At 66.8% G+C, this 19,279-nt stretch carries 22 protein-coding genes; 12 read left to right on the top strand and 10 right to left on the bottom strand.

What is annotated here, in order from left to right:
* Window positions 1–2: 2 nt before the first annotated feature.
* The 3 genes from WDM86_08665 (at window position 3) to WDM86_08655 (ending at window position 3,647) form a co-directional block, all read left to right on the top strand.
* On the top strand, window positions 3–1,919 hold the full coding sequence (locus WDM86_08665; protein MEI9990096.1) for a pyrroloquinoline quinone-dependent dehydrogenase: 1,917 nt from the start codon (window positions 3–5) through the stop codon (window positions 1,917–1,919).
* 208 nt (window positions 1,920–2,127) lie between these two features.
* The gene (locus WDM86_08660; GenBank protein MEI9990095.1) at window positions 2,128–3,396 is read left to right on the top strand and encodes a cytochrome P450; all 1,269 of its coding nucleotides are present in this window, start codon (window positions 2,128–2,130) and stop codon (window positions 3,394–3,396) included.
* On the top strand, window positions 3,393–3,647 hold the full coding sequence (locus tag WDM86_08655; GenBank protein ID MEI9990094.1) for a SemiSWEET transporter: 255 nt from the start codon (window positions 3,393–3,395) through the stop codon (window positions 3,645–3,647). The genes WDM86_08660 and WDM86_08655 overlap by 4 nt, the downstream gene beginning before the upstream one ends.
* Here the strand turns inward: WDM86_08655 and WDM86_08650 are convergent.
* The 6 genes from WDM86_08650 to WDM86_08625 all read right to left on the bottom strand — a co-directional run bounded on the left by WDM86_08650 (window position 3,606) and on the right by WDM86_08625 (window position 9,808).
* Window positions 3,606–4,325 (bottom strand): hypothetical protein, encoded by a 720-nt coding sequence (locus WDM86_08650; protein MEI9990093.1) that lies wholly within the window; start codon window positions 4,323–4,325, stop codon window positions 3,606–3,608. The genes WDM86_08655 and WDM86_08650 overlap by 42 nt on opposite strands.
* A gap of 57 nt (window positions 4,326–4,382) precedes the next feature.
* Window positions 4,383–5,099, bottom strand: coding sequence for a hypothetical protein (locus tag WDM86_08645; protein MEI9990092.1), 717 nt, complete (start codon window positions 5,097–5,099; stop codon window positions 4,383–4,385).
* Window positions 5,100–5,161: 62 nt separating this feature from the next.
* Complete coding sequence (purB, locus tag WDM86_08640) at window positions 5,162–6,463, bottom strand: adenylosuccinate lyase (protein MEI9990091.1); 1,302 nt, start codon at window positions 6,461–6,463, stop codon at window positions 5,162–5,164.
* Window positions 6,464–6,534: 71 nt separating this feature from the next.
* Window positions 6,535–8,094 carry an ATP-binding cassette domain-containing protein gene (locus WDM86_08635; GenBank protein MEI9990090.1) on the bottom strand — a complete coding sequence of 520 codons (1,560 nt, stop codon included), beginning with the start codon at window positions 8,092–8,094 and terminating at the stop codon, window positions 6,535–6,537.
* A complete protein-coding gene (locus WDM86_08630) occupies window positions 8,091–8,921 on the bottom strand; it encodes an ABC transporter permease subunit (GenBank protein ID MEI9990089.1) in 831 nt (276 codons plus the stop codon). Before WDM86_08630 ends, WDM86_08635 begins: the two co-directional genes overlap by 4 nt.
* Window positions 8,918–9,808, bottom strand: coding sequence for an ABC transporter permease subunit (locus WDM86_08625; protein ID MEI9990088.1), 891 nt, complete (start codon window positions 9,806–9,808; stop codon window positions 8,918–8,920). The genes WDM86_08630 and WDM86_08625 overlap by 4 nt, the downstream gene beginning before the upstream one ends.
* Before the next feature lie 207 nt (window positions 9,809–10,015).
* Between WDM86_08625 and WDM86_08620 the strand changes: the two genes are divergently transcribed.
* A complete protein-coding gene (locus WDM86_08620) occupies window positions 10,016–10,240 on the top strand; it encodes a hypothetical protein (GenBank protein ID MEI9990087.1) in 225 nt (74 codons plus the stop codon).
* Between the two features lie 90 nt (window positions 10,241–10,330).
* The gene (locus WDM86_08615) at window positions 10,331–11,032 is read left to right on the top strand and encodes a hypothetical protein (protein MEI9990086.1); all 702 of its coding nucleotides are present in this window, start codon (window positions 10,331–10,333) and stop codon (window positions 11,030–11,032) included.
* A 9-nt stretch (window positions 11,033–11,041) separates the two neighbouring features.
* On the opposite strand, the gene radC is transcribed toward WDM86_08615, so the two are convergent.
* Window positions 11,042–11,797 carry a DNA repair protein RadC gene (gene radC / locus WDM86_08610; protein ID MEI9990085.1) on the bottom strand — a complete coding sequence of 252 codons (756 nt, stop codon included), beginning with the start codon at window positions 11,795–11,797 and terminating at the stop codon, window positions 11,042–11,044.
* Between the two features lie 80 nt (window positions 11,798–11,877).
* A complete protein-coding gene (gene map, locus WDM86_08605; GenBank protein ID MEI9990084.1) occupies window positions 11,878–12,510 on the bottom strand; it encodes a type I methionyl aminopeptidase in 633 nt (210 codons plus the stop codon).
* Between map and WDM86_08600 the strand changes: the two genes are divergently transcribed.
* From WDM86_08600 to WDM86_08585, 4 genes are all read left to right on the top strand, one after another.
* On the top strand, window positions 12,509–12,745 hold the full coding sequence (locus WDM86_08600; protein ID MEI9990083.1) for a hypothetical protein: 237 nt from the start codon (window positions 12,509–12,511) through the stop codon (window positions 12,743–12,745). The genes map and WDM86_08600 overlap by 2 nt on opposite strands.
* Window positions 12,746–12,812: 67 nt before the next feature.
* Window positions 12,813–13,568 carry a molybdopterin-binding protein gene (locus tag WDM86_08595; protein ID MEI9990082.1) on the top strand — a complete coding sequence of 252 codons (756 nt, stop codon included), beginning with the start codon at window positions 12,813–12,815 and terminating at the stop codon, window positions 13,566–13,568.
* A 222-nt stretch (window positions 13,569–13,790) separates the two neighbouring features.
* Window positions 13,791–14,060, top strand: coding sequence for a hypothetical protein (locus tag WDM86_08590; GenBank protein MEI9990081.1), 270 nt, complete (start codon window positions 13,791–13,793; stop codon window positions 14,058–14,060).
* 166 nt (window positions 14,061–14,226) lie between these two features.
* Window positions 14,227–14,517 (top strand): hypothetical protein, encoded by a 291-nt coding sequence (locus tag WDM86_08585; GenBank protein MEI9990080.1) that lies wholly within the window; start codon window positions 14,227–14,229, stop codon window positions 14,515–14,517.
* Here the strand turns inward: WDM86_08585 and WDM86_08580 are convergent.
* Together WDM86_08580 and WDM86_08575 are read right to left on the bottom strand one after the other, a co-directional pair.
* Window positions 14,514–15,389: a tetratricopeptide repeat protein gene (locus WDM86_08580; GenBank protein MEI9990079.1), complete on the bottom strand. Its 876-nt coding sequence runs from the start codon at window positions 15,387–15,389 to the stop codon at window positions 14,514–14,516. The two genes, WDM86_08585 and WDM86_08580, sit on opposite strands and share 4 nt — an antisense overlap.
* Window positions 15,386–16,135 carry an RNA methyltransferase gene (locus tag WDM86_08575; protein MEI9990078.1) on the bottom strand — a complete coding sequence of 250 codons (750 nt, stop codon included), beginning with the start codon at window positions 16,133–16,135 and terminating at the stop codon, window positions 15,386–15,388. Before WDM86_08575 ends, WDM86_08580 begins: the two co-directional genes overlap by 4 nt.
* A gap of 65 nt (window positions 16,136–16,200) precedes the next feature.
* On the opposite strand from WDM86_08575, the gene WDM86_08570 reads away from it, so the two are divergent.
* The 3 genes from WDM86_08570 (at window position 16,201) to WDM86_08560 (ending at window position 19,258) form a co-directional block, all read left to right on the top strand.
* Window positions 16,201–17,412 (top strand): NADP-dependent isocitrate dehydrogenase, encoded by a 1,212-nt coding sequence (locus WDM86_08570; protein MEI9990077.1) that lies wholly within the window; start codon window positions 16,201–16,203, stop codon window positions 17,410–17,412.
* Between the two features lie 125 nt (window positions 17,413–17,537).
* Window positions 17,538–18,770, top strand: a complete 1,233-nt coding sequence (locus tag WDM86_08565) for an ATP-binding protein (GenBank protein ID MEI9990076.1) — start codon at window positions 17,538–17,540, stop codon at window positions 18,768–18,770.
* A 107-nt stretch (window positions 18,771–18,877) separates the two neighbouring features.
* Window positions 18,878–19,258, top strand: a complete 381-nt coding sequence (locus WDM86_08560) for a VOC family protein (GenBank protein MEI9990075.1) — start codon at window positions 18,878–18,880, stop codon at window positions 19,256–19,258.
* The last annotated feature ends 21 nt before the right edge of the window (window positions 19,259–19,279 follow it).

Here is a 19,279-nt window from a genome sequence, read left to right as displayed (position 1 = left end):
AAATGCGCAGTGTCCTTATCGGTGCGGCGGTCGCGGCCCTGGCCATCCTTCCCGGCCTGGCCCATGGCGGGGAGCCGGGCTGGCCGGCCTATGGCGGCGACGAAGGCGGCCAGCGCTATTCCGCGGCCCGCCAGATCACCCCGGCCAATGTCGCGACCCTCGCCGTCGCCTGGAGCTATTCCACCGGCGACATGGTCCGCCATGCCGGCGCGATGAAGCGCGCCTCGTTCGAGAACACCCCGATCCTGGCCGACGGCCGGCTCTATGTCTGTTCGCCGTTCAACGAGGTCAGCGCGCTCGATCCCGGCACCGGCCGGCAGCTCTGGCGCTTCGATCCCAGGCTGAACGACGACATCCGCTATCCCAACGACTACATCTGCCGCGGCGTCGCCTATGCGAGCAATCTCGCCGCGCCGGGCAGCGCCTGCGCCGCGCGCATCTATCTCAACACCGCCGACCGCCGCCTGATCGCGCTGGACGCCGCGAGCGGCAGGCCCTGCGCCGGCTTCGGCGGCGGTGGCACCGTCGTGATCCCGCCCGGCGAGCAGCGCGAGGGCAGGACCAAGCGCTTCGGCCGCATCCACACGACCTCGGCGCCGGTGGTGACGCACGGCCTCGTCATCGTCGGTTCGGCGATCGACGACAACCAGAAGGTCGACGAATTGCGCGGCACGGTGCATGCCTTCGACGCCGTGACCGGGGCGCTCAAATGGAGCTTCGATCCGCTGTCCGACCAGAAGCCGCCCTTCCGCGGCGGTGCCGCCAATGTCTGGGCGCCGATGAGCGTCGACGAGGCGCGCGGCCTGGTGATCCTTCCGGTGTCGAGCGCCAGCCCCGATTTCTTCGGCGGCTTGCGCGCCGGCGCGGGCAAATACGCCAATTCCATCGTCGCACTGCATGTCGCCGACGGCAGCGTCGCCTGGTCGTTCCAGACCACGCATCACGATGTGTGGGACTACGACATCCCGGCCCAGCCGACGCTCGGCACCGTGACTTATAACGGCAAGACCGTCGCCGCCGTGCTGCAGCCGACCAAGCAGGGCCTGCTGTTCACCGTGAACCGCGACACCGGCGCGCCGGTGATCCCGGTCGTGGAGCGTGCCGTGCCGCAGGGCGGCGTGCCGGGCGAGCACCTGTCGCCGACGCAGCCTTTTCCCATCGCGCCCGGGCCGCTGGCGCCCAACCGCATCTCGCCGGACGACGCCTTCGGCCTGACCTTCTGGGATCGCGGGGCGTGCCGTGACAGAATCGCCGGCGCGCGCCATGACGGGCTCTACACCCCGCCCTCGACGCAGGGCACGATCCTCTATCCCTTCACCGGCGGCGGCACCAATTGGGGCGGCCTCGCTTTCGATGCGGCGCATGATGTCGTTTATGTGAACACGTCGAGCGCGATGCATCTGGTGACGCTGATCCAGCAGAAGCAATTCCAGGCGGCGCGCGAGCGCTTCTTCGACAAGGAGGTCTCGCCCAACGACGGCGCGCCGTTCGGCATGATGCGCGAGATGCTGCTGTCGCCCATCGGCATGCCGTGCAATCCGCCGCCCTGGGGCCAGCTTCACGCCATCGACATGCATACGGGCCGCATCCTGTGGTCGGTGCCGCTCGGCACGACGGAAGACATGGCGCCGTTCAGCGAATATCTGCTCGGCAAGACCGGCACGCCCAATCTCGGCGGGCCGATGGTCACGGCCGGCGGCCTGGTCTTCATCGGCGCCGCGATGGACGACTATCTGCGCGCCTTCGATGCGAAGAGCGGCGCGGAACTGTGGCGCGGGCGGCTTCCCGCTGGCGGCCAGGCGACGCCGATGACCTATGTCTGGAAGGGCCGGCAATACGTCGTCATCGCCGCCGGCGGCCACTCCAAGCTGAACACCAAGCGCGGCGATCAGGTACTGGCGTTCGCGTTGCCGAATTGACGTTCCCTTGTTGTCATGGCCCGCGACTGCGGGCCATCCAGTTGAAATCTTGCCGGTGTTGAAAGTTGATCACGGCATAACCTGAATCGGCCGAACGGGCGTCACCTGGGCGGCCCGCAGTCGCGGGCCGTGACAAATGGGACGGAATTGACTTCCGTCGCGGAAATCGGCGCAGTTAGCTTTGCCGAATTTCGTGAAGGATTTTTCGATGGCGACCGCCCTCGACAACGACCTCGTTTCCAGCGCCGTCTTCGGCGACGATAAGAAAATCCATGGCCTGCTCGCCGATCTGCGCAAGAACGATCCGGTGCACTGGACCGAGCCGGACGGATTTCGCCCGTTCTGGGCGCTCACCAAGCATGCCGACATCCTCGAGATCGAGAAGCTGAACGACCAGTTCCACAACGAGCCGCGCTCGGTGCTGGCGAGCAAGCAGGCCGAGCAGGACATGGCCGCGATGTGGGGCGGGCCCGATCCCAAGACCGGCCGTGTCTCGCCCTTCCGCACCCTGATCGACATGGACGGCGCCGATCACCGCGCCTATCGCGGGCTGGCCCAGTCCTGGTTCATGCCGCCGAACCTGCGCAAGAACCTCGAAGCGCGCACCCACGAACTGGCCAAGCGCTATGTCGACCGCATGATGGAGATCGGGCCGGAATGCGACTTCGCCAAGGACATCGCGGTCTACTATCCGCTGCATGTCATCATGTCGATCCTGGGCGTGCCGGAGAGCGACGAGCCCCTGATGCTCAAGCTGACGCAGGAATTGTTCGGCGGTGGCGATCCGGACATGCAGCGCAAGGACCGCGATCCGAACACCAACGTCATCGCCGACTTCTTCATGTACTTCAACAAGATGACGGAAGAGCGCCGCGCTCATCCCGGCGAGGATCTCGCATCCGTCATCGCCAACGGCCAGGTGAACGGCGCGCCGCTCGGGCCCATCGAGACCGGGTCCTACTACGTCATCGTGGCCACGGCGGGCCACGACACGACCAGTTCGTCCATTGCCGGCGGCATGCGCGCGCTGATCGAGCATCCCGACCAGCTCAAGAAGCTTCAGGACAATCCCGATCTGCTCGGCACGGCGATCGATGAGATGATCCGCTGGTCCACGCCGGTGCAGCATTTCATGCGCACCAATGTCGGCGACGACTATATCCTGCGCGGCAAGACGATCAAGACCGGCGAGGCGGTGCAGCTTCTCTACATCTCCGGCAACCGCGACGAGGAGGTGTGGCCCGACGCGTTCGACTTCCGCGTCGACCGCGAAAACAACCGTCATGTCGCCTTCGGCTATGGCGCGCATCTGTGCCTCGGCCAGCACCTCGCCAAGATGGAGATCCGCGCCTTCTTCAAGGAACTGCTTGGCCGCCTGGACGCAATCGAGATGACCGGCGAATCCAAGCGCGTGCAGGCGACCTTCGTGAGCGGCTTGAAGACCCTGCCGGTGCGCTACAAATTGCGGGCGGCATGACGCCGGTCACGCTTGTCGGCCTGGCCGCCGCGTTCTGCACCACGGTCGCGTTCCTGCCGCAGGTGATTCACACCTGGCGCACGCGCTCGACCAAGGACTTGTCGCTGCCGATGTTCGCGGTCTTCACCACGGGAATCTTCCTGTGGCTGGTCTATGGCGCGATCATCGGCGACATACCGCTGATCGCCGCCAATGGCGCGACCTTTGTGCTATCGGGCACCATCCTCTACTTCAAACTGCGGCACGGTTGAGGCGAAGAACGCGCCGCGGATGTCGACGATCAGGAACACGATCCAGGACAGCGTCACCGCGTTCGAAATATACGGCCCGAACAAATGCGGATTGGCGATGCCGACCACGGTGCCGAGGAACGCCAATCCGCAAGCCGCCGCTGCCGGATAGTTCACCCGCCCCGACTTGATCAGGATCATGCCCGCGACCGCGCCGGCGAGCCCCAGCCCCAGCCATTTCACCCCCGTCGCCCAGGGCAGCACGAGGAGCCAAAGGCCGAGCGCATCCGGCGCCGCCGTGATCTGGAACAGGCAGACATTCTCCAGATAGTCCGCCACCACCGCGGCCGCCGACAGCACGAAGCCGAGGAACGCGGCGTGTTCGTCGCGCGGCACCATGGCGAGGAAGAAGAACAGCAGGAAGGCGCCATAGGCCGGAATGAAGACCAGGCTGTCGATCAGCGTGACGAGGTTCAATTTCGCCGCCAGCGCCGTGCGGCAGGCGCTTGGCGCATCGCCGAAAATGGCCTGAAGGTCGCCAACGCTGCGCGCCAATTCTTCCGCGATGACCGCCGGATAATTCCTCGCCAGATCGCCGCAAGCAGCCGGCGCCGGCTGGAACAGGCCGGCCAGCACGAGCAGCAGGATGACGGCTGCTCCACCCAGGCTGATGCGATAGGCCAGTTTCGCCGAGATCATGGGGCCCCCTTTGCCCCATGATGTCACGCCCCACGGCGGCGGGCCATCGCCGCCGCGTCAGATATCCTCGGTGTGATGCCGGTGGTGCGTGGCCGGCCGGCTCGCCGCGTCGTGGAAATCGCCGCGCGACGAGAAGTCGACATCGAAATCGAGCCGGTCCGCCAGGAACATATCGGTCAGCTTCATGCGCCAGGTCACGCTGTGGCCGTCACCCACCTCGGCCACGGTGGGAGCGATGAGGCGGCCGCCGATATCGACCGGCGCCGCGTGGTCGATCGTCCCCGGCAGCCAGACGCTGAAGGTATAGGTGTGATCGCCGAACATGCTGGTCAGGATGTCCCGGCCGATATCGCTGTCGTCATCTGCGCGGCCGTCGCGTGCGCGATCGACGCGGAAGCTGCGATGGAAATTCACATGGGTGTCGCCGAGGCCGAGCAGGGCCTTGCCTTTGACGCGCAGGCTGATGGTCTCGTCGGAAAGCTTCAGGTCGGACAGGTCGTGGAAGCCGGTGCCGCTGGTCTGCACGGTCTTGCCGTCGACGGTCGAGACCCGGGTCGTCATCCGCATGTCGCCGACATCGACTTCCGCGTGCTTCTTGCGCAGGCCGTCGCCGACGATGCCGTCCGCCGTCACCGAAATCGCGTAGCCGCCGGAGCCGTCGCGCCCGATGGCGACCTTCTGGCCGAGGTCGAAGCACCCGCCGAGTCCCGCCGCGCACAGCACGACCACGCCCAGCGGAATCAGCCACTTGGGCAATATTTCCGAAAAGCCCATGACCCCTCTCCGAACCAGTGGCACGCTATCAGTTGGCTATGGATAGGGCGAAAACAAGGCGCTCAGCCGAACACCCGTTTGAAAATCGTGTCGACTTCCTTGGTGTGGTATTCGAGGTCGAACATCGCTTCGAGCGCCTTGGCCGGCACCGATTTCGCCACCTCGGGATCGGCCTTCAGCAGCTCCAGCAGCGTGCCCTCGCCGGCCCAGGCGCGCATCGCGTTCTTCTGCACCAGCTTATAGGCCGCCTCGCGCTCGATCCCCGCCTGGGTCAGCGCCAGGAGCGCGCGCTGCGAATGGATGATGCCTTGCGTCGACTCCAGATTCTTTTTCATCCGGTCGGCGCGCACCAGCAGCTTGTCGACGACGCCCGCCGCACGCACCAGCGCGAAGTCGAGCGTGATGGTCGCGTCCGGCCCGATGAAACGCTCAACGGAAGAATGCGAAATGTCCCGCTCGTGCCACAGCGCCACGTTCTCCATCGCCGGCATGACATAGGCCCGCACCATGCGCGCCAGGCCCGTGAGGTTCTCGCTCAGCACCGGATTTCTCTTGTGCGGCATGGCGGAGGAGCCCTTCTGCCCCTCGGCGAAAAATTCCTGCGCCTCCAGCACCTCGGTGCGCTGCAGATGGCGGATCTCCGTCGCCAGCCGCTCGATCGAGCTCGCCACCACGCCCAGCGCCGCGAAATAGGCCGCGTGCCGGTCGCGCGGGATCACCTGGGTCGAGACCGGCTCGACTTTCAGGCCGAGCTTGGCGGCGACGTGTTCCTCGACGCGCGGATCGACATTGGCGAAGGTCCCCATCGCGCCCGAGATGGCGCAGGTCGCGATCTCCGCCTTCGCCGCGATCAGCCTGTCCTTGGCGCGCACGAACTCGGCATAGAACCCCGCGAGCTTCAGCCCGAACGTCGTCGGCTCGCCATGGATGCCGTGGCTGCGGCCGATGGTGACGGTGTATTTGTGCTCGAAGGCGCGCTTCTTGAGCGCCGCCAGTAGCAGATCGACATCGGCGATGAGAATGTCCGTGGCGCGCGCGAGCTGCACCGACAGCGTGGTGTCCAGCACGTCGGACGAGGTCATGCCCTGATGCACGAAGCGCGCTTCGGGGCCGATCAGCTCGGCCAGATGGGTGGTGAAGGCGATGGTCTCGTGCCGGGTCTCCTTCTCGATCTCCTCGATGCGCGCGACGTCGATTTTCGCGTCGCGGCCCTTTTCCCAGATCGTGGCGGCGGCCTCTTTCGGGATCACGCCGAGCTCGGCCATCGCCTCGGCGGCATGGGCTTCGATCTCGAAATGGATGCGGTATTTGGTTTCGTCGGACCAGAGCGAAACCATCTCGGGGCGGGAATAGCGGGGGATCATCGCGGCAACCGGTTCGTTACGGGGCCTTATAGGTCCAACCTGCCCTCAAATCCACGCCGCCGCCAAATCGGTCACAGGCCGGGCGGAATCGCGGCCTCGATCAGAAGGCGGGTTTCCTCGTCCTTCGGGTTTTTCAGGATTTCCCTAAGCGGGCCGCGCTCCACGACCTTGCGGTCCTTGAAGAACATGGCGTCCTCGGCGAGGGCCTGCGCCACGCCGACATCGGCGGTGATGACCAGGAAAGCCGGCCCCTCCTGGCGGCGGAAATCCTCCAGGAGCTCGGTCAGGATCGACTGGGCGAAGGCGTCGAGCCCGCGCAAGGGCTCGTCGATCACCGCCAGGAACGGGGCGCTCACGATAGCGCGCGCGACCTGCAGGCGCCTTTTGTCGAAGGGCGACAGGGTGGCGACGGCGCGCCGCCCGTCATGGCTGGCCAGGCCGACGCGCTTCAGCGCGGTTTCGCGATGCCCCGCCACCATCTCGCGCGACAGACGCAGATGGGCGCGCAAGGGCTCGTCCACCGTGTCCCACAGCGTCATGCGCGGATCGAGCGCGTCGTCAGCGCCGGTGATGAAGGCGATGCGGCGGCGCAGGCGCGAGGTCATCGGCGCCGACAGGATGCTCATATCGACTTGGTCGAGCACCACGCGCCCGCCCGCGACATGATCGAGCCCGAGCAGCGCGCGCACCAGCGCGCGCCGCCCCGAGCCTTCCTCGCCGATCAGCGCCAGCGCGGCGCCGCGGCGCAGCTCGAAGGTGATGCCGTCGCGCCTCGCCTTGCCCTTGGCTCCGGCCAGATCGAGACCCTGCACCTGCAACAGCGGCTCGCCGCGCGTCGCGTTGCGCCCCGGCGGCAGGCCCAGCGGTTTGGGCAGCGCCTTGAACAGGGTGCGGGTATAGGCGTGGCTCTGGCCGCTCGCGAGCTTCGCGAAGGCGCCTTCCTCGATCACCTTGCCCTGGCGCAGCACGATCACGCGGCTGCCGAGCCGCGACGCCGCCTTCAGCCCGCGCGCGGCATAGAGCAGCGCGAAGCCGAGCCGCTTCTGCTCCTCCATGAGCGCGGCGACGACGGCGCGGATGGAGCGCGGCGTCAGGTCGCCGAAGGCGTGGTCGGCGATCAGCAGATCCGGCGCCTGCGCGATCGCGGCGGCGAGCAGCGCCCAGGACAGGGCCATCGCATCCAGCTCGCCGGGCCGCTTCTTCATCTCCGCGAAGAGCGGGGCGGCGGGAAAGCGTTCCAATGCGATGCGCAGCTCCTCGCGGGCGCTGGCGCGCGGGCTCGCATGGCGCCGCGCGATCACGCGGGAAAGCTGTGTCACGACGCTGGCATGCGGATTGAGGGGCGCGTCGGCGGCGGCCGCCAGATAGACGATGCGCAGATTGGCCTTCACGCGCTTCGCCGCCGATACGGCCATGCCGTCGCCGAACCTGACCGTTCCGGAACACTCGTCGCCGCGCCGCGTATAGCCGCCGAGCACCCGCAGCAGCGCGTCCTTGCCGCTGGACGCATCGCCGAGCAGCACCAGCGTCTCGCCGCCGTCGAGCCGGAAGGAGAGCTTCTCCAGCTCGACCGCGCCGTCATGGACGACGCCGAGATCCTGCACTTCGACGATGGGCCGGGCCTCGCTCATGCGCGCTCGCCTTCATCGAGCCCGGCCGCCAGCCGCGCGAACAGGATCAGCAGCGTCAGCGCCGCGGCGGGAAACGCCGCCGTCCACCAGGCATGCAGGAAATAGGGCTTGGCCGCCGCGATCATCAGGCCGAGGTCGCGATGCGGCGGCACCGCGCCGAAGCCGAGGAAGCTCACCGTCGACAGGACCAGCGTCACCGCCGCCAGCGCGCGCGCCGCGCTCGACAGGATCGTGTCGCTGAACTCGTAGACCAGATCGCGCCTGAGCAGCGTGGAGGCGGAAATGCCGGTGGCCCGGGCGTATTCGGAATGCGTCGCGCGCTCCTCGATCCGCGCCCGGTCGAAGGCGCGCACGAAGGTGAAGGGCGCGGCCGACAATCCCGCCGCCACCGCCGCCCAGTCGCGGGTCGAAAGCCCGATGACCAGCACCGCCAGCAGCAGCGCCGGCAGCGAGGCGAGGATACCGACCAGGCTCCTCACCGCCAGCGCCAGCGACCGCGGCAGCCGCGCCGCCACGAAGCCGAACAGCGCGCCGGCGATCAGCGTCACCACGGTGGCGGGCAGGGCGCTGCGCACCGTGGCGTTCAGCGCATGCAGCGTCTCGCTCAGCATGTCGCGGCCCAGGATGTCGGTGCCGAAGCGGAAGTCCGCCGAGGGCGGCGCCAGCAGCGCCCCGATGCCCGTGGCGTCGGCCGGCGCGCTGGCGAGGAAGTCCGACAGGCTCACCGCCACCGCGATCAGGCCGAGCCCGATCCACCCCACGATCCGCAGCATGGCGTGCAGCGAGGTGGGGCCGGACGGCGCCTGCGAGGTTGCCGCGATGGTCATGGCGCGGTCCCCGTCGCGACCAGCGGATAGGCGGCGCAGCGGCCGACGAGATCGGCGATCATCGTCAGCCCGGCGAAGCTCAACAGGATCGGCGACACGATCGCCCAGTCGTGCAGCGCCACCGATTTGACGAAAAGGTCCGCGGCGCCGGCATAGTTGAACACCCACTCGGCCACCGCGGCGGCCGAGAACAGCGCCAGCATCACCTCGCCAAGATCGGTCAGAAGGCCGGCGAAGATCTGCGGCACGCCATAGACGGTCTCGATCTCCCAGGCCGGCAGGCCCATGCGGCGAAGCTGCGTCCGCCAGGGCTGGCGCGCCGATTCCGCGCCGGCGCGCCGCAGCGCCAGTTGCGCCGCCGCCGCGCCCGACAGGCCCACGGTCAGGACGGGAAGCAGCAGCGTTTCGAGCCCGCGTGCGTCCCTGGGCACCAGCGCCAATCCGGCCGCGATGCCGGTGCCGCGCGGCACCGGCCAGTGCAGCAGGTTCGCCGCCACGAAGGCGAGCGCCAGCCCGGCGCAGAAGATCGGTGCCGCGGACAGGACCTGCACCAAGGGCGCCGCCGCGCGCCGCGCCGGTCCGGCGCCGAACAGGAAGCCGACCGGAATCCCCACGATCAGCGCCACCACGAAGCCTTCCAGCACCAGGCCCAGGGTCAGCGGCAGGCGATCGGCGAGCTCCGCGCGGGCGGAGGCGCCGGTCATGGCGCTGTGGCCGAAATCGAGATGGGCGAAGGCGTCGAGGGCGCGTCCCCAGGCGACCAGGAAATGCCAGAGCCCGCCGGCGGCGTCAGGCGCGGCCAGCGCCGAAATGGCGGCGGCGAGCAGAACGGCGCCCACCAGGCCCAGCCCCGTCCTCCCGGCCTCGCGCAGCACGAAACGCAGCATGAAATCCCCGATTTGACGGCGACTATAGCAGTGGGTGCTAAGTGGGAGTAAATGCCGGCTGCCCAAGGCTTGGTATCTCTGGGCTTCGCTTAACAAGGGGAATTCGGCGCGCTACTCTGTCGTCCTAGCGGCGTACGGGACGGGCATGCGGCCCCGATTCCGATCCAAGTCACCACATCGATTGCCCGCGCCAAAAGGTGGCGAAAGATGAGCGTCGTACTGGCGTGGCTTAAGAATGCCGGTCTATCGGCGGCGGTCGGCGCCGTGGTCTTCGTGATCACGGTGTTGGTGGTCTTCTTCGTTCAAAAGTATTTTCACATATCCTCCTCACCGAAATTGGAGGCGGGCGTCAGCTTCATCGTCGCCGTTCCTATCGCCGCATTATCGATTTGGCGGGCGCGATTGCGCCATCCCCCACAGGACCGGCCCTAGATCGGAATGGACTCCGCCATGAACTGGCCTCGCCTCACCACGCCGCTAGTGCTGACGGTCCTTTGTGCCTGCTCGTCGGCGGACCCGGACATGTCGGGCATCGACTCGCTCGAACGGGAATATGCCGCGCCGGCGGCCTACAGTATCCAAACCGTGCAACCCTATTATTGGCACAAGGGTCAGTCGGAAGCGGATGCGCCGCTGTATTTCTATCTTCTTTTTGATCAGAGCGCGGATCAGATCGAGACCTATGAGGCGCTGAAGGCTGTACTTTGCGTCGGCTCCGGGCCGATACGGTCGGCGACGCGTTATCCGGCTCACGTCGCCCCGCTGCTAATACCCGTCGGCGAAACGAAGATATCCTTGGCCCGGCCCAACCCCACTGAAAATCAAGTTGGAGACTTTATGCGCGACAACTATGACAAGCTGCAGGCCGCCGACGTGATGGGCCGCGCCGGTCTTCCGCTTCATCATGTGTATTTGGTCGCGACCACGGTTCCGAGCCGCGTGTGGTCGACGGGCATGGGTGTTCTGCATCCTTCGGTCTTTCGCGCCGCGCGGATCGACGATGCAGGCGATAATATCGGCGCGGCGCTGCAAAGCCTCATCGGCGAGGCGATGGACGGAACGATCTTCTCGGGCCCTACCGTTCGAGACCGTGGCTATGTCGTAATTTCCTGGGTGGAGCAATTGGGCGGCGTTGTGCTTTCTGTCGGGGCAAGCCTGGTGCCGGGACAAGCCCAAGCTTCAGAGTTGAAAACGACGGACCGCGGCGTGTGCGCGCCATCGTAGCGCAGCCGGCTACAACAGGCCCAGCGCCTTGAAGCTGGCATGGCCGCTGCGGCCGATTACCAGGTGATCGTGCACTGCGATCTTCAGCGCCTTGGCCGCCGCCGCCACGTCGCGGGTCATCTCGATGTCGGCGCGGCTGGGCGTCGGATCGCCGCTCGGGTGGTTGTGCACCAGGATCACCGCGCTGGCGCCGATCTCCAGCGCCCGCTTGACGATCTCGCGCGGATAGACCGGCGCATGATCGACCGTGCCGCGCGTTTGCACCTCGTCGGCGATCAGGATGTTCTTGCGGTCCAGGAACAGGACGCGGAATTCCTCGTTCGGGCTGCGCGCCATCGCCGCCGTGCAATAGTCGATCAGCGCGGCCCAGGACGACAGCGCCGGCTTGTTCAGCATCGCATTGCGCGACAGCCGGAGCGCCGCGGCCTCCACGATCTTGAGCTGCGCGACGACCGCATCTCCAACCCCGTCCACCTCAAGCAGCCGGGCGCGGGGCGCCGCGATGGCTTCGGCGAAACTTCCGAAATGGGCTATGAGCTGCTTGGCGAGCGGTTTCGTGTCGCGGCGCGGGATCGCCGCGAACAACACCAGCTCCATCAATTCGTAGTCCGGCATGGCGCCGGCGCCGCCTTCGAGGAAGCGTTCGCGCAGGCGTTCGCGATGGCCCAGTTGATGCGGCTCGGTCTCCGCGGCGCGAAACGGCAGGCCGGCGTCGGCGGCACCCGACGCGCGTTCTTCCGCAGCTTTGGTGTTCTTCCGCGCCATCGCTCGCCCCGCCACGATCCAAGCTTATCAGGCGCCCCGCCGCCCACGAAGCCGGCGGCGGCAAAAATGCGATGCCGGACTCAGATGCCGTAAGGCGGCTTGTCCCAGCCCTTGGGCGACTTCGTGAAAATCTCGACGCCCTCTTCGGTCACGCCGACCGAATGCTCGAACTGGGCGGACAGCGAGCGGTCGCGCGTCACCGCGGTCCAACCGTCGTTGAGGACCTTCACGCCATAGCCGCCCAGATTGATCATCGGTTCGATGGTGAAGAACATCCCGGGCTTCAGCCCGATCCCGTGCCCGGGCTTTCCGTAATGCACGATGTTGGGCAGGGCATGGAAGATGCGCCCGACGCCATGGCCGCAGAAATCGCGCACCACGGCGCAGCGCTCCTGGCCCTCGGCATAGGACTGGATGGCGTGGCCGATGTCGCCGGTCGTGTTGCCGGGCTTCACCACCGCGATGCCGCGCATCATCGACTCATAGGTGATGTCGACCAGCCTCTTGGCCTTCAGCTTCACGTCGCCGACCAGATACATGCGGCTGGTGTCGCCGTGCCAGCCGTCCACGATCACCGTCACGTCGATGTTGATGATGTCGCCGTCGCGCAGGGGCTTGTCGCTCGGGATGCCGTGGCAGACGACGTGGTTGATCGAGGTGCACAGGCGTGTGGCGATAGCCGCGATAGCCCAGGCAGGCCGGGATGGCGCCATGGCTGACGACGTAATCATAGGCGAGCTTGTCGAGATATTCGGTCGTGACGCCCGGTTTTACCGCCGGAACCATCAGGTCCAGGACTTCCGCCGCCAGCCGTCCGGCGCGGCGCATGCCCTCGAAATCGGCGGGGTTATGCAGCGTCACGGCAAAATGGGCGCGGCGGGTGGCTTCGAAGGCTTCGGCGTCGGGCATGAAGGACATTGCTGCAATTCCGTCTATTCGGTCGCTTGATGTAAGGGCAAAAGCCCTGTTTTCTAGGCTCGTCGGAACCAACAAAGTCTTACACCGGCTTCGCCCCATGAGCCAGCCCGCGCCCGTGACCGCCGCCATCCTCGTCATCGGGGACGAGATCCTGTCCGGCCGCACCCAGGACACCAATACCGCCTATATCGCCAAATTCCTGGCGGCGCTCGGCATCGACCTGCGCGAGGCGCGCGTGGTGCCCGACATCCGCGCGGAGATCGTCGCCGCGGTGAACGCGCTTCGGGCCCGCTACACCTATGTCTTCACGACGGGCGGGATCGGCCCGACGCATGACGACATCACCTTCGAATCGATCGCCGCGGCCTTCGGCGTCGACGTGCACTACCATCCCGAGGCGATGGCGATGATGGCGGCGCGCTACAAGCCGGGCGAGTTCAACGAGGCGCGCAAGCGCATGGCGCTGGTGCCGGTCGGCGCCGAACTCGTGCGCAATAGCGTCTCCACCGCGCCCGGCGTGCATATCGGCAATGTCTTCGTCATGGCCGGCGTGCCGATGATCATGCGCGCGATGCTCGATGCGATCGAGCCGCTGCTGGCGCGCGGCGCCGTCGTTCACGCCGCGACGGTGCAGACGAAAGTTCCGGAAGGCCGCCTCGCCGCCGGCCTCGAGGCGATTCAGAAGGCTCACAAAGATGTCGCAATCGGCAGCTATCCCTTCTATCGCGAGGATGGCTCCGGCGTTCAGCTTGTCGCGCGCGGGCGCGATGCCGACGAAGTCGAGACCGCGGCGCGCGAGATCGAGACCATGCTGCGCGATCTTGGCGCCGAGGCTTTCCGGGTAATCGCATAAGTTAATTTCCCGGATGGCGGTTCACCAGACGCGACATTAAGCATGACAAGGTGTAACGCCTTGTGTAGCCTCCCCGCGCTGGACAGAGGCAGGCCGCGATGTACGGCGTGCCCCGCGGGGCGGGAACCAAGACGACAAGGGGCGATGAGCCCGACGAAAGGAATGGGGCCCCGTGGCAAGGGCCCGCGCGCGAACTTTTTTTGGAGTGGGCGTAGTATGACGATGAAGCGGGTTATTGGCGCGGCCGTTTGCGGCATCGTGGTGGCAGTGGCGGGCGTGGCGCTCGCGGCCAATCTCACCTCCTCCAAGCAGGCCGATTTCTTCGCCTCCGGGCAGCATCAGTTCTATGTCTGGTGCGCGGGCGGGACGGATTTCACCGCGATGCAGGCCGGCGCCAGCGCCGCCGACGCCCAGATGAAGCTCTACAATTCGGAAAAGCGCGCCGGAAAGACCAATTGCTGGCCGGTCTGGCAGGGCCGGGTTTCCGGCTGAATAATGCGGAAGCAGGGCCGGGTTTCCGGCTGAATAATGCGGAATTTGTACCGAACGGCGGCCTTCAGGCCGCCGTTTTCGTTTCGGACGCCGCTCCGCGCTTGACTTGGACGTAGGCGCGGCAAGTATGCCAACCAAGGCTTTCCCGTCGCATGGAGACATCGCAGTGAAATACGGAATCGACTATCGCTATTTGCCCAAGGGCGGCTCCTTGCCGGTGGACAATACCCAGCCGGTGGATGTCGAAGTCGACCACGACCAGTTCGCGCTGATCCCCAATGTCGGCGACTATGTCGATATCCCGGGGGACGATCCGGGCATGCGCAACGTGCCGCTGAAGGGCAAGGTCCGCTCGCGCCTGTTCAAATATGTGATGAACTATTGCTACATCACCATCGTGGTCGAGGACACCGACGACGACTGGTCCAAGCTGCGCGCCCACGCCGCCGACACCTAGAGGCCCAGCGACTTCCGCTCCGCGTCGAACATCGCGAGGGCGTCCGCCCTGCCGGCGAATGCCTTGCGCGCGTCGGCCAGGGCGGCGAGCGCCTTCGGCTTGTCGCCCAGCACCGCATAGGCGCGGATCAGCCGCTGCCAGCCCTCGGCGTCGTCGGGATTGGCTTTCAGCCGCGCCGCCAGCCCCGCGACCATGTCGGCGATGTTCGGCGCGCCGCCGCCGCTGCGCGCCGTGAGCGCCGCGATGCGGTCCACGAGGTCGGTGTGCAATTCCGACTTCGCCGGCGTGTCGGCGAGCAGGCTGTTCCAGTATTGCAGCGCCACTGGCGCGTTGCCGCGCGCCGCCGAAGCGAGCCCCAGGAAATAGCGCGCCGACCGGTCCTTGGGATCGATGGCGAGGGCCTGGGCGAAGGCGGCTTCCGCGTCCGGCGTCACCGCTCCCGCGGACGCTTGCGTGAGCGCTTCCCCATAAGCCGAATAGAGGAAGGAATAACGCTGGCCCTGCGCCGCCGCCGCGTCGATGGCGCGCGCGAAGGCGCTGGCCGAATCGGGCGGGTCGTTCGCGGTGAAATAGTATTGGCCCAACAAGGCCCAGCCGCGCGGATCGCCGGGCTGCTTCTTCACCGCGGCGGCGAGCCGGCCGATCAGGGCGTTGGTGCTGCGGTCGTCCTTGCCCTTCAGCGTGCGCACCGCCAGCGCCGGCTGGCCGAGCGTCAGGTACAGCGCGCCGCCGATGCCGAGCACGAACAGCACCGCCGCGGCCCCCAGCACCAGGCCCTGGCGGCTCTTGAGCCGCAGCAGCACCGGACCCACGACGAACCCCGCCGCGACCAGCGCGACAAAGGCGAAGATGAAAACGGCGAGAGCGGTCATGCCCCCTCCGGCGGGCGGCGGCGGAACTTGCCCTTGGCGAGCGCCACGATCATGCCACGGATGGTGCGCACCTCCTGGTCGGTCAGGTCGGCGCGATTCAAGAGCGCCCGCATATGCCGGATCATCGGTGTCTCCTTGCTCGGCGGATAGAGGAAGCCCGAGGCCAGGAGCTCGTTCTCCAGGTGCTCGAAGAGCTGGAACATTTCCTCGCGTGTCGCTTTCTTGGCGACCGGGCCGTGGTCGATGCGGGTGCGCGGGCTGTCGTCGATGGTGCGGAACCACTCATAGCAGATCAGCATCACCGATTGCGCGAGGTTGAGGGAGGAGAACTCGGCCGTCGGGATCGTCACGATCGCGGTCGCCAGCGACACCTCGTCATTGTCGAGACCGGCCCGCTCGCCGCCGAACAGGACGCCGCAGCGCGTTCCCCGAGCCACCGCCGCGTGCAGTTGCCGGGCCGCTTCCGGCGGGGTGACGACCGGCTTGGCGACGCCGCGCTCGCGCGCCGTGGTCGCGAAGACGAGCTGCAGGTCGCCGAGCGCGGCGGCCGCCGTGTCGTACAACCGCACCTTGTCGAGCAGGTCGGAGGCCCCCGCCGCCATGTGGCGCGCCTTCTCGTTGGGCCAGCCGTCGCGCGGCTTGACCAGGCGCAGGTCGTCCAGCCCGAAATTCTTCATCGCCCGGACCGCCGCGCCGATGTTCTCGCCGAGCTGGGGATGGGACAGGATGATGGCGGGGGCGGTCATTTGCGGCTTTGACGGGTCTATGGGCCCCCGCTATACCCCGCGCCAGCAGCACTTTCGAGGCCCCCATGGACAAGATCAAAGTCGCCAACCCGGTCGTCGAGCTCGACGGCGACGAGATGACCCGCATCATCTGGGACCTCATCAAGAAAAAGCTGATCCTGCCCTATCTCGACATCGACCTGGAATATTACGACCTCAGCGTCGAGCACCGCGACGCCACCGACGATCAGGTCACCGTCGACGCCGCCCACGCCATCGCCCGGCACGGCGTCGGCGTCAAATGCGCCACCATCACGCCGGACGAGGCGCGCGTCGCCGAGTTCAAGCTCAAGAAGATGTGGAAGTCGCCCAACGGCACGATCCGCAACATCCTGGGCGGCACGATCTTCCGCGAGCCGATCATCTGCAAGAACGTGCCGCGCCTGGTGCCGGGCTGGACCCAGCCGATCGTCATCGGCCGCCATGCCTATGGCGATCAGTACCGCGCCACCGATTTCCGCTTCCCCGGCAAGGGCACGCTGACGATCAAATTCGTCGGCGAGGACGGCAAGGTGATCGAGCACGAAGTGTTCCAGGCGCCCGGCGCCGGCGTCACCATGGCGATGTACAATCTCGACCAGTCGATCATCGATTTCGCCCGCGCCTCGATGAACTACGCGCTGGCGCGCAAATATCCGCTCTATCTCTCGACCAAGAACACCATCCTCAAGGCCTATGACGGCCGCTTCAAGGATCTGTTCCAGGAGGTGTTCGACGCTGAATTCGCCGACAAGTACAAAGCCGCCGGCATCACCTATGAGCACCGCCTGATCGACGACATGGTGGCGGCCGCGCTGAAATGGAGCGGCGGTTACGTCTGGGCCTGCAAGAACTACGACGGCGACGTGCAGTCCGATACCGTGGCGCAGGGCTTCGGCAGTCTCGGCCTGATGACCAGCGTGCTGCTCACGCCCGACGGCAAGACGGTGGAAGCCGAAGCCGCCCACGGCACGGTCACGCGCCACTACCGCGAGCACCAGAAGGGCCGCTCGACCTCGACCAATTCCATCGCCTCGATCTTCGCCTGGACGCGCGGCCTGGCGCACCGGGCCAAGCTCGACGGCAATGCGGCGCTCGACAAGTTCGCCCACACGCTGGAGAAGGTCTGCGTCGAAACGGTCGAGGCCGGCTTCATGACCAAGGACCTCGCGCTGCTCGTTGGCCCGGACCAGAAATGGCTCACCACCGAAGGCTTCCTCGACAAGGTCGACGAGAACCTCAAGGCGGCGATGGCCTGACGCGGCTCGCGCCGAATGGCCAGGCCTTTGTCCGGTATCGAACATATGCGGCGGTACGTACAATTCCGTATCGCTCCGCGCGGAACGGCGTGCTCGGTTCCAGTGTTCGCTGCGAGTATAATTGCATGGCGCAGAACTCACCCGCGCCCGTCGATTTCAAGGCTTTATTCGAGAAGTCGCCTGGCCTTTATCTCGTACTCGATCCGGACCTGCGCATCGTCGCGGCGAGCGATGCCTATTGCCACGCCATGCGGATCGCGCGCGACGCGGTTCTGGGGCTGAACGTCCTCGACGTGTTTCCCGAAAATCCTGATGGCGAAGGCGCCAATGCCGTGGCGGAGTTTCGCGCCTCGATCGAGCGGGTGTTTCGCCTGCGCCGCTCCGACTCGATGCCCATCAGCCGCTACGACATCCGCCTGCCGCCGAGCGAAGGCGGCGGGCGGGCGGAACGGCATTGGAGCCCGCGCAACGTGCCGATCCTGGATGATGCCGGCGAGATCCGCTGGATCGTCCATCGCGTCTATGACGTGACGTCCGCCGTCACCGATCCGCAGTCCGACGAGGCGCGCCGCCGCCTCGCCCGGAACAACGAAAGGCTCATCCTGGAGCTGCAGAGGAGCAACGAGGAACTGGCGCAGGTCGACGCCCTGCGCAGCGCCCTGCTCGAGATGTCGCGGCTGAGCACGATGGCGATGATGGCGTCGGCGCTGGCGCATGACGTCTCCCAGCCCCTGACGGCGGCGAAGAATTATCTGAGCGCCCTGAAGCGCGGCGGCTCGCCCACCGGCCCCAAGCCCGAGGAGCTGCTCGGCAAGCTCGCACAGCAGATCGACCGCGCCGGCGACATCGTCAAGACCTTGCGCGGCTACATGTCGGCGGGCACCACGGTCCACCGCCGGGAGGATGTCGGTTCGGTCGTGGCCGACGCGGTGCGCCTGTTCGAATCCGCCGTCCGCCGCGCCGACGCGACGCTCGCCGTCGCCGTCGCGCCCGAACTCCCCGCGGTCCCGATGGATCGCACCCAGGTCCAGCAGGTTCTCGTCAACCTGGTGACCAACGCGGCGCAGGCCGTCACCGGCCGGGAGCGCCGCGAGATCGCCCTGACCGCGCGGCTGGAGGAGAACGCGCTGCGTTTCGATGTCGCTGACACCGGTCCCGGCCTGCCCGAGGATGTCGGCAGAAGGCTGTTCGAGCCCTTCGCGAGCACCACGCTGATCGGCATGGGCCTCGGCCTGCCGATCAGCCGCCAGATCGTCAGCGAGCACAAGGGGACGCTGTGGGTGTCGCCCAACACGCCCAAAGGGACGGTGGTCTCCTTCACCCTCGCGCTCGACCCGGCCTCCGCGAAGCCGGCCTGACCGCCAGTCGTTCGCATGCGATTGCCGCGAAGCTGTCGCGCAAAATCGTTCTTGATTCGTTCCAGATTTTTGCCCTAGGCTCAGGCGCCAATTTTGGGAGAGGGACGATGATTGGCTATGTCACGATCGGCGCCTTGGATTGCGAGGCGTCGGGCCGTTTCTACGACGCGGTGCTGGGTGCCTGCGGCAATGAGCGGAAATTTTTCGACGGCGGCTGGGTCGGTTACGGCCCAAAGGGCAAGGATTCGCACTGCGTCTATCTCTGCCCGCCCTACAACAGGGAGCCGGCCTGTCCGGGCAACGGCATGATGATCGCCTTCAAGGCCTATTCGGAAGCGGCGGTCAATGCCGCGTACCGGGGCGGCCTCGCCAATGGCGGGACGGACGAAGGCGCGCCCGGCTATCGCCCGCCGGAGAAGAGAAGCTGGTACGGCGCCTATCTGCGCGATCCCACCGGCAACAAGGTCGCGGTGTTCTTCACGCCATAGACGGCGCGGGCTGCGGCGACC

Origin of the sequence: Rhizomicrobium sp., assembly GCA_037200045.1 — a bacterium.
Taxonomy (GTDB): domain Bacteria; phylum Pseudomonadota; class Alphaproteobacteria; order Micropepsales; family Micropepsaceae; genus Rhizomicrobium.
This window is presented reverse-complemented; position numbering and strand designations above follow the sequence as displayed.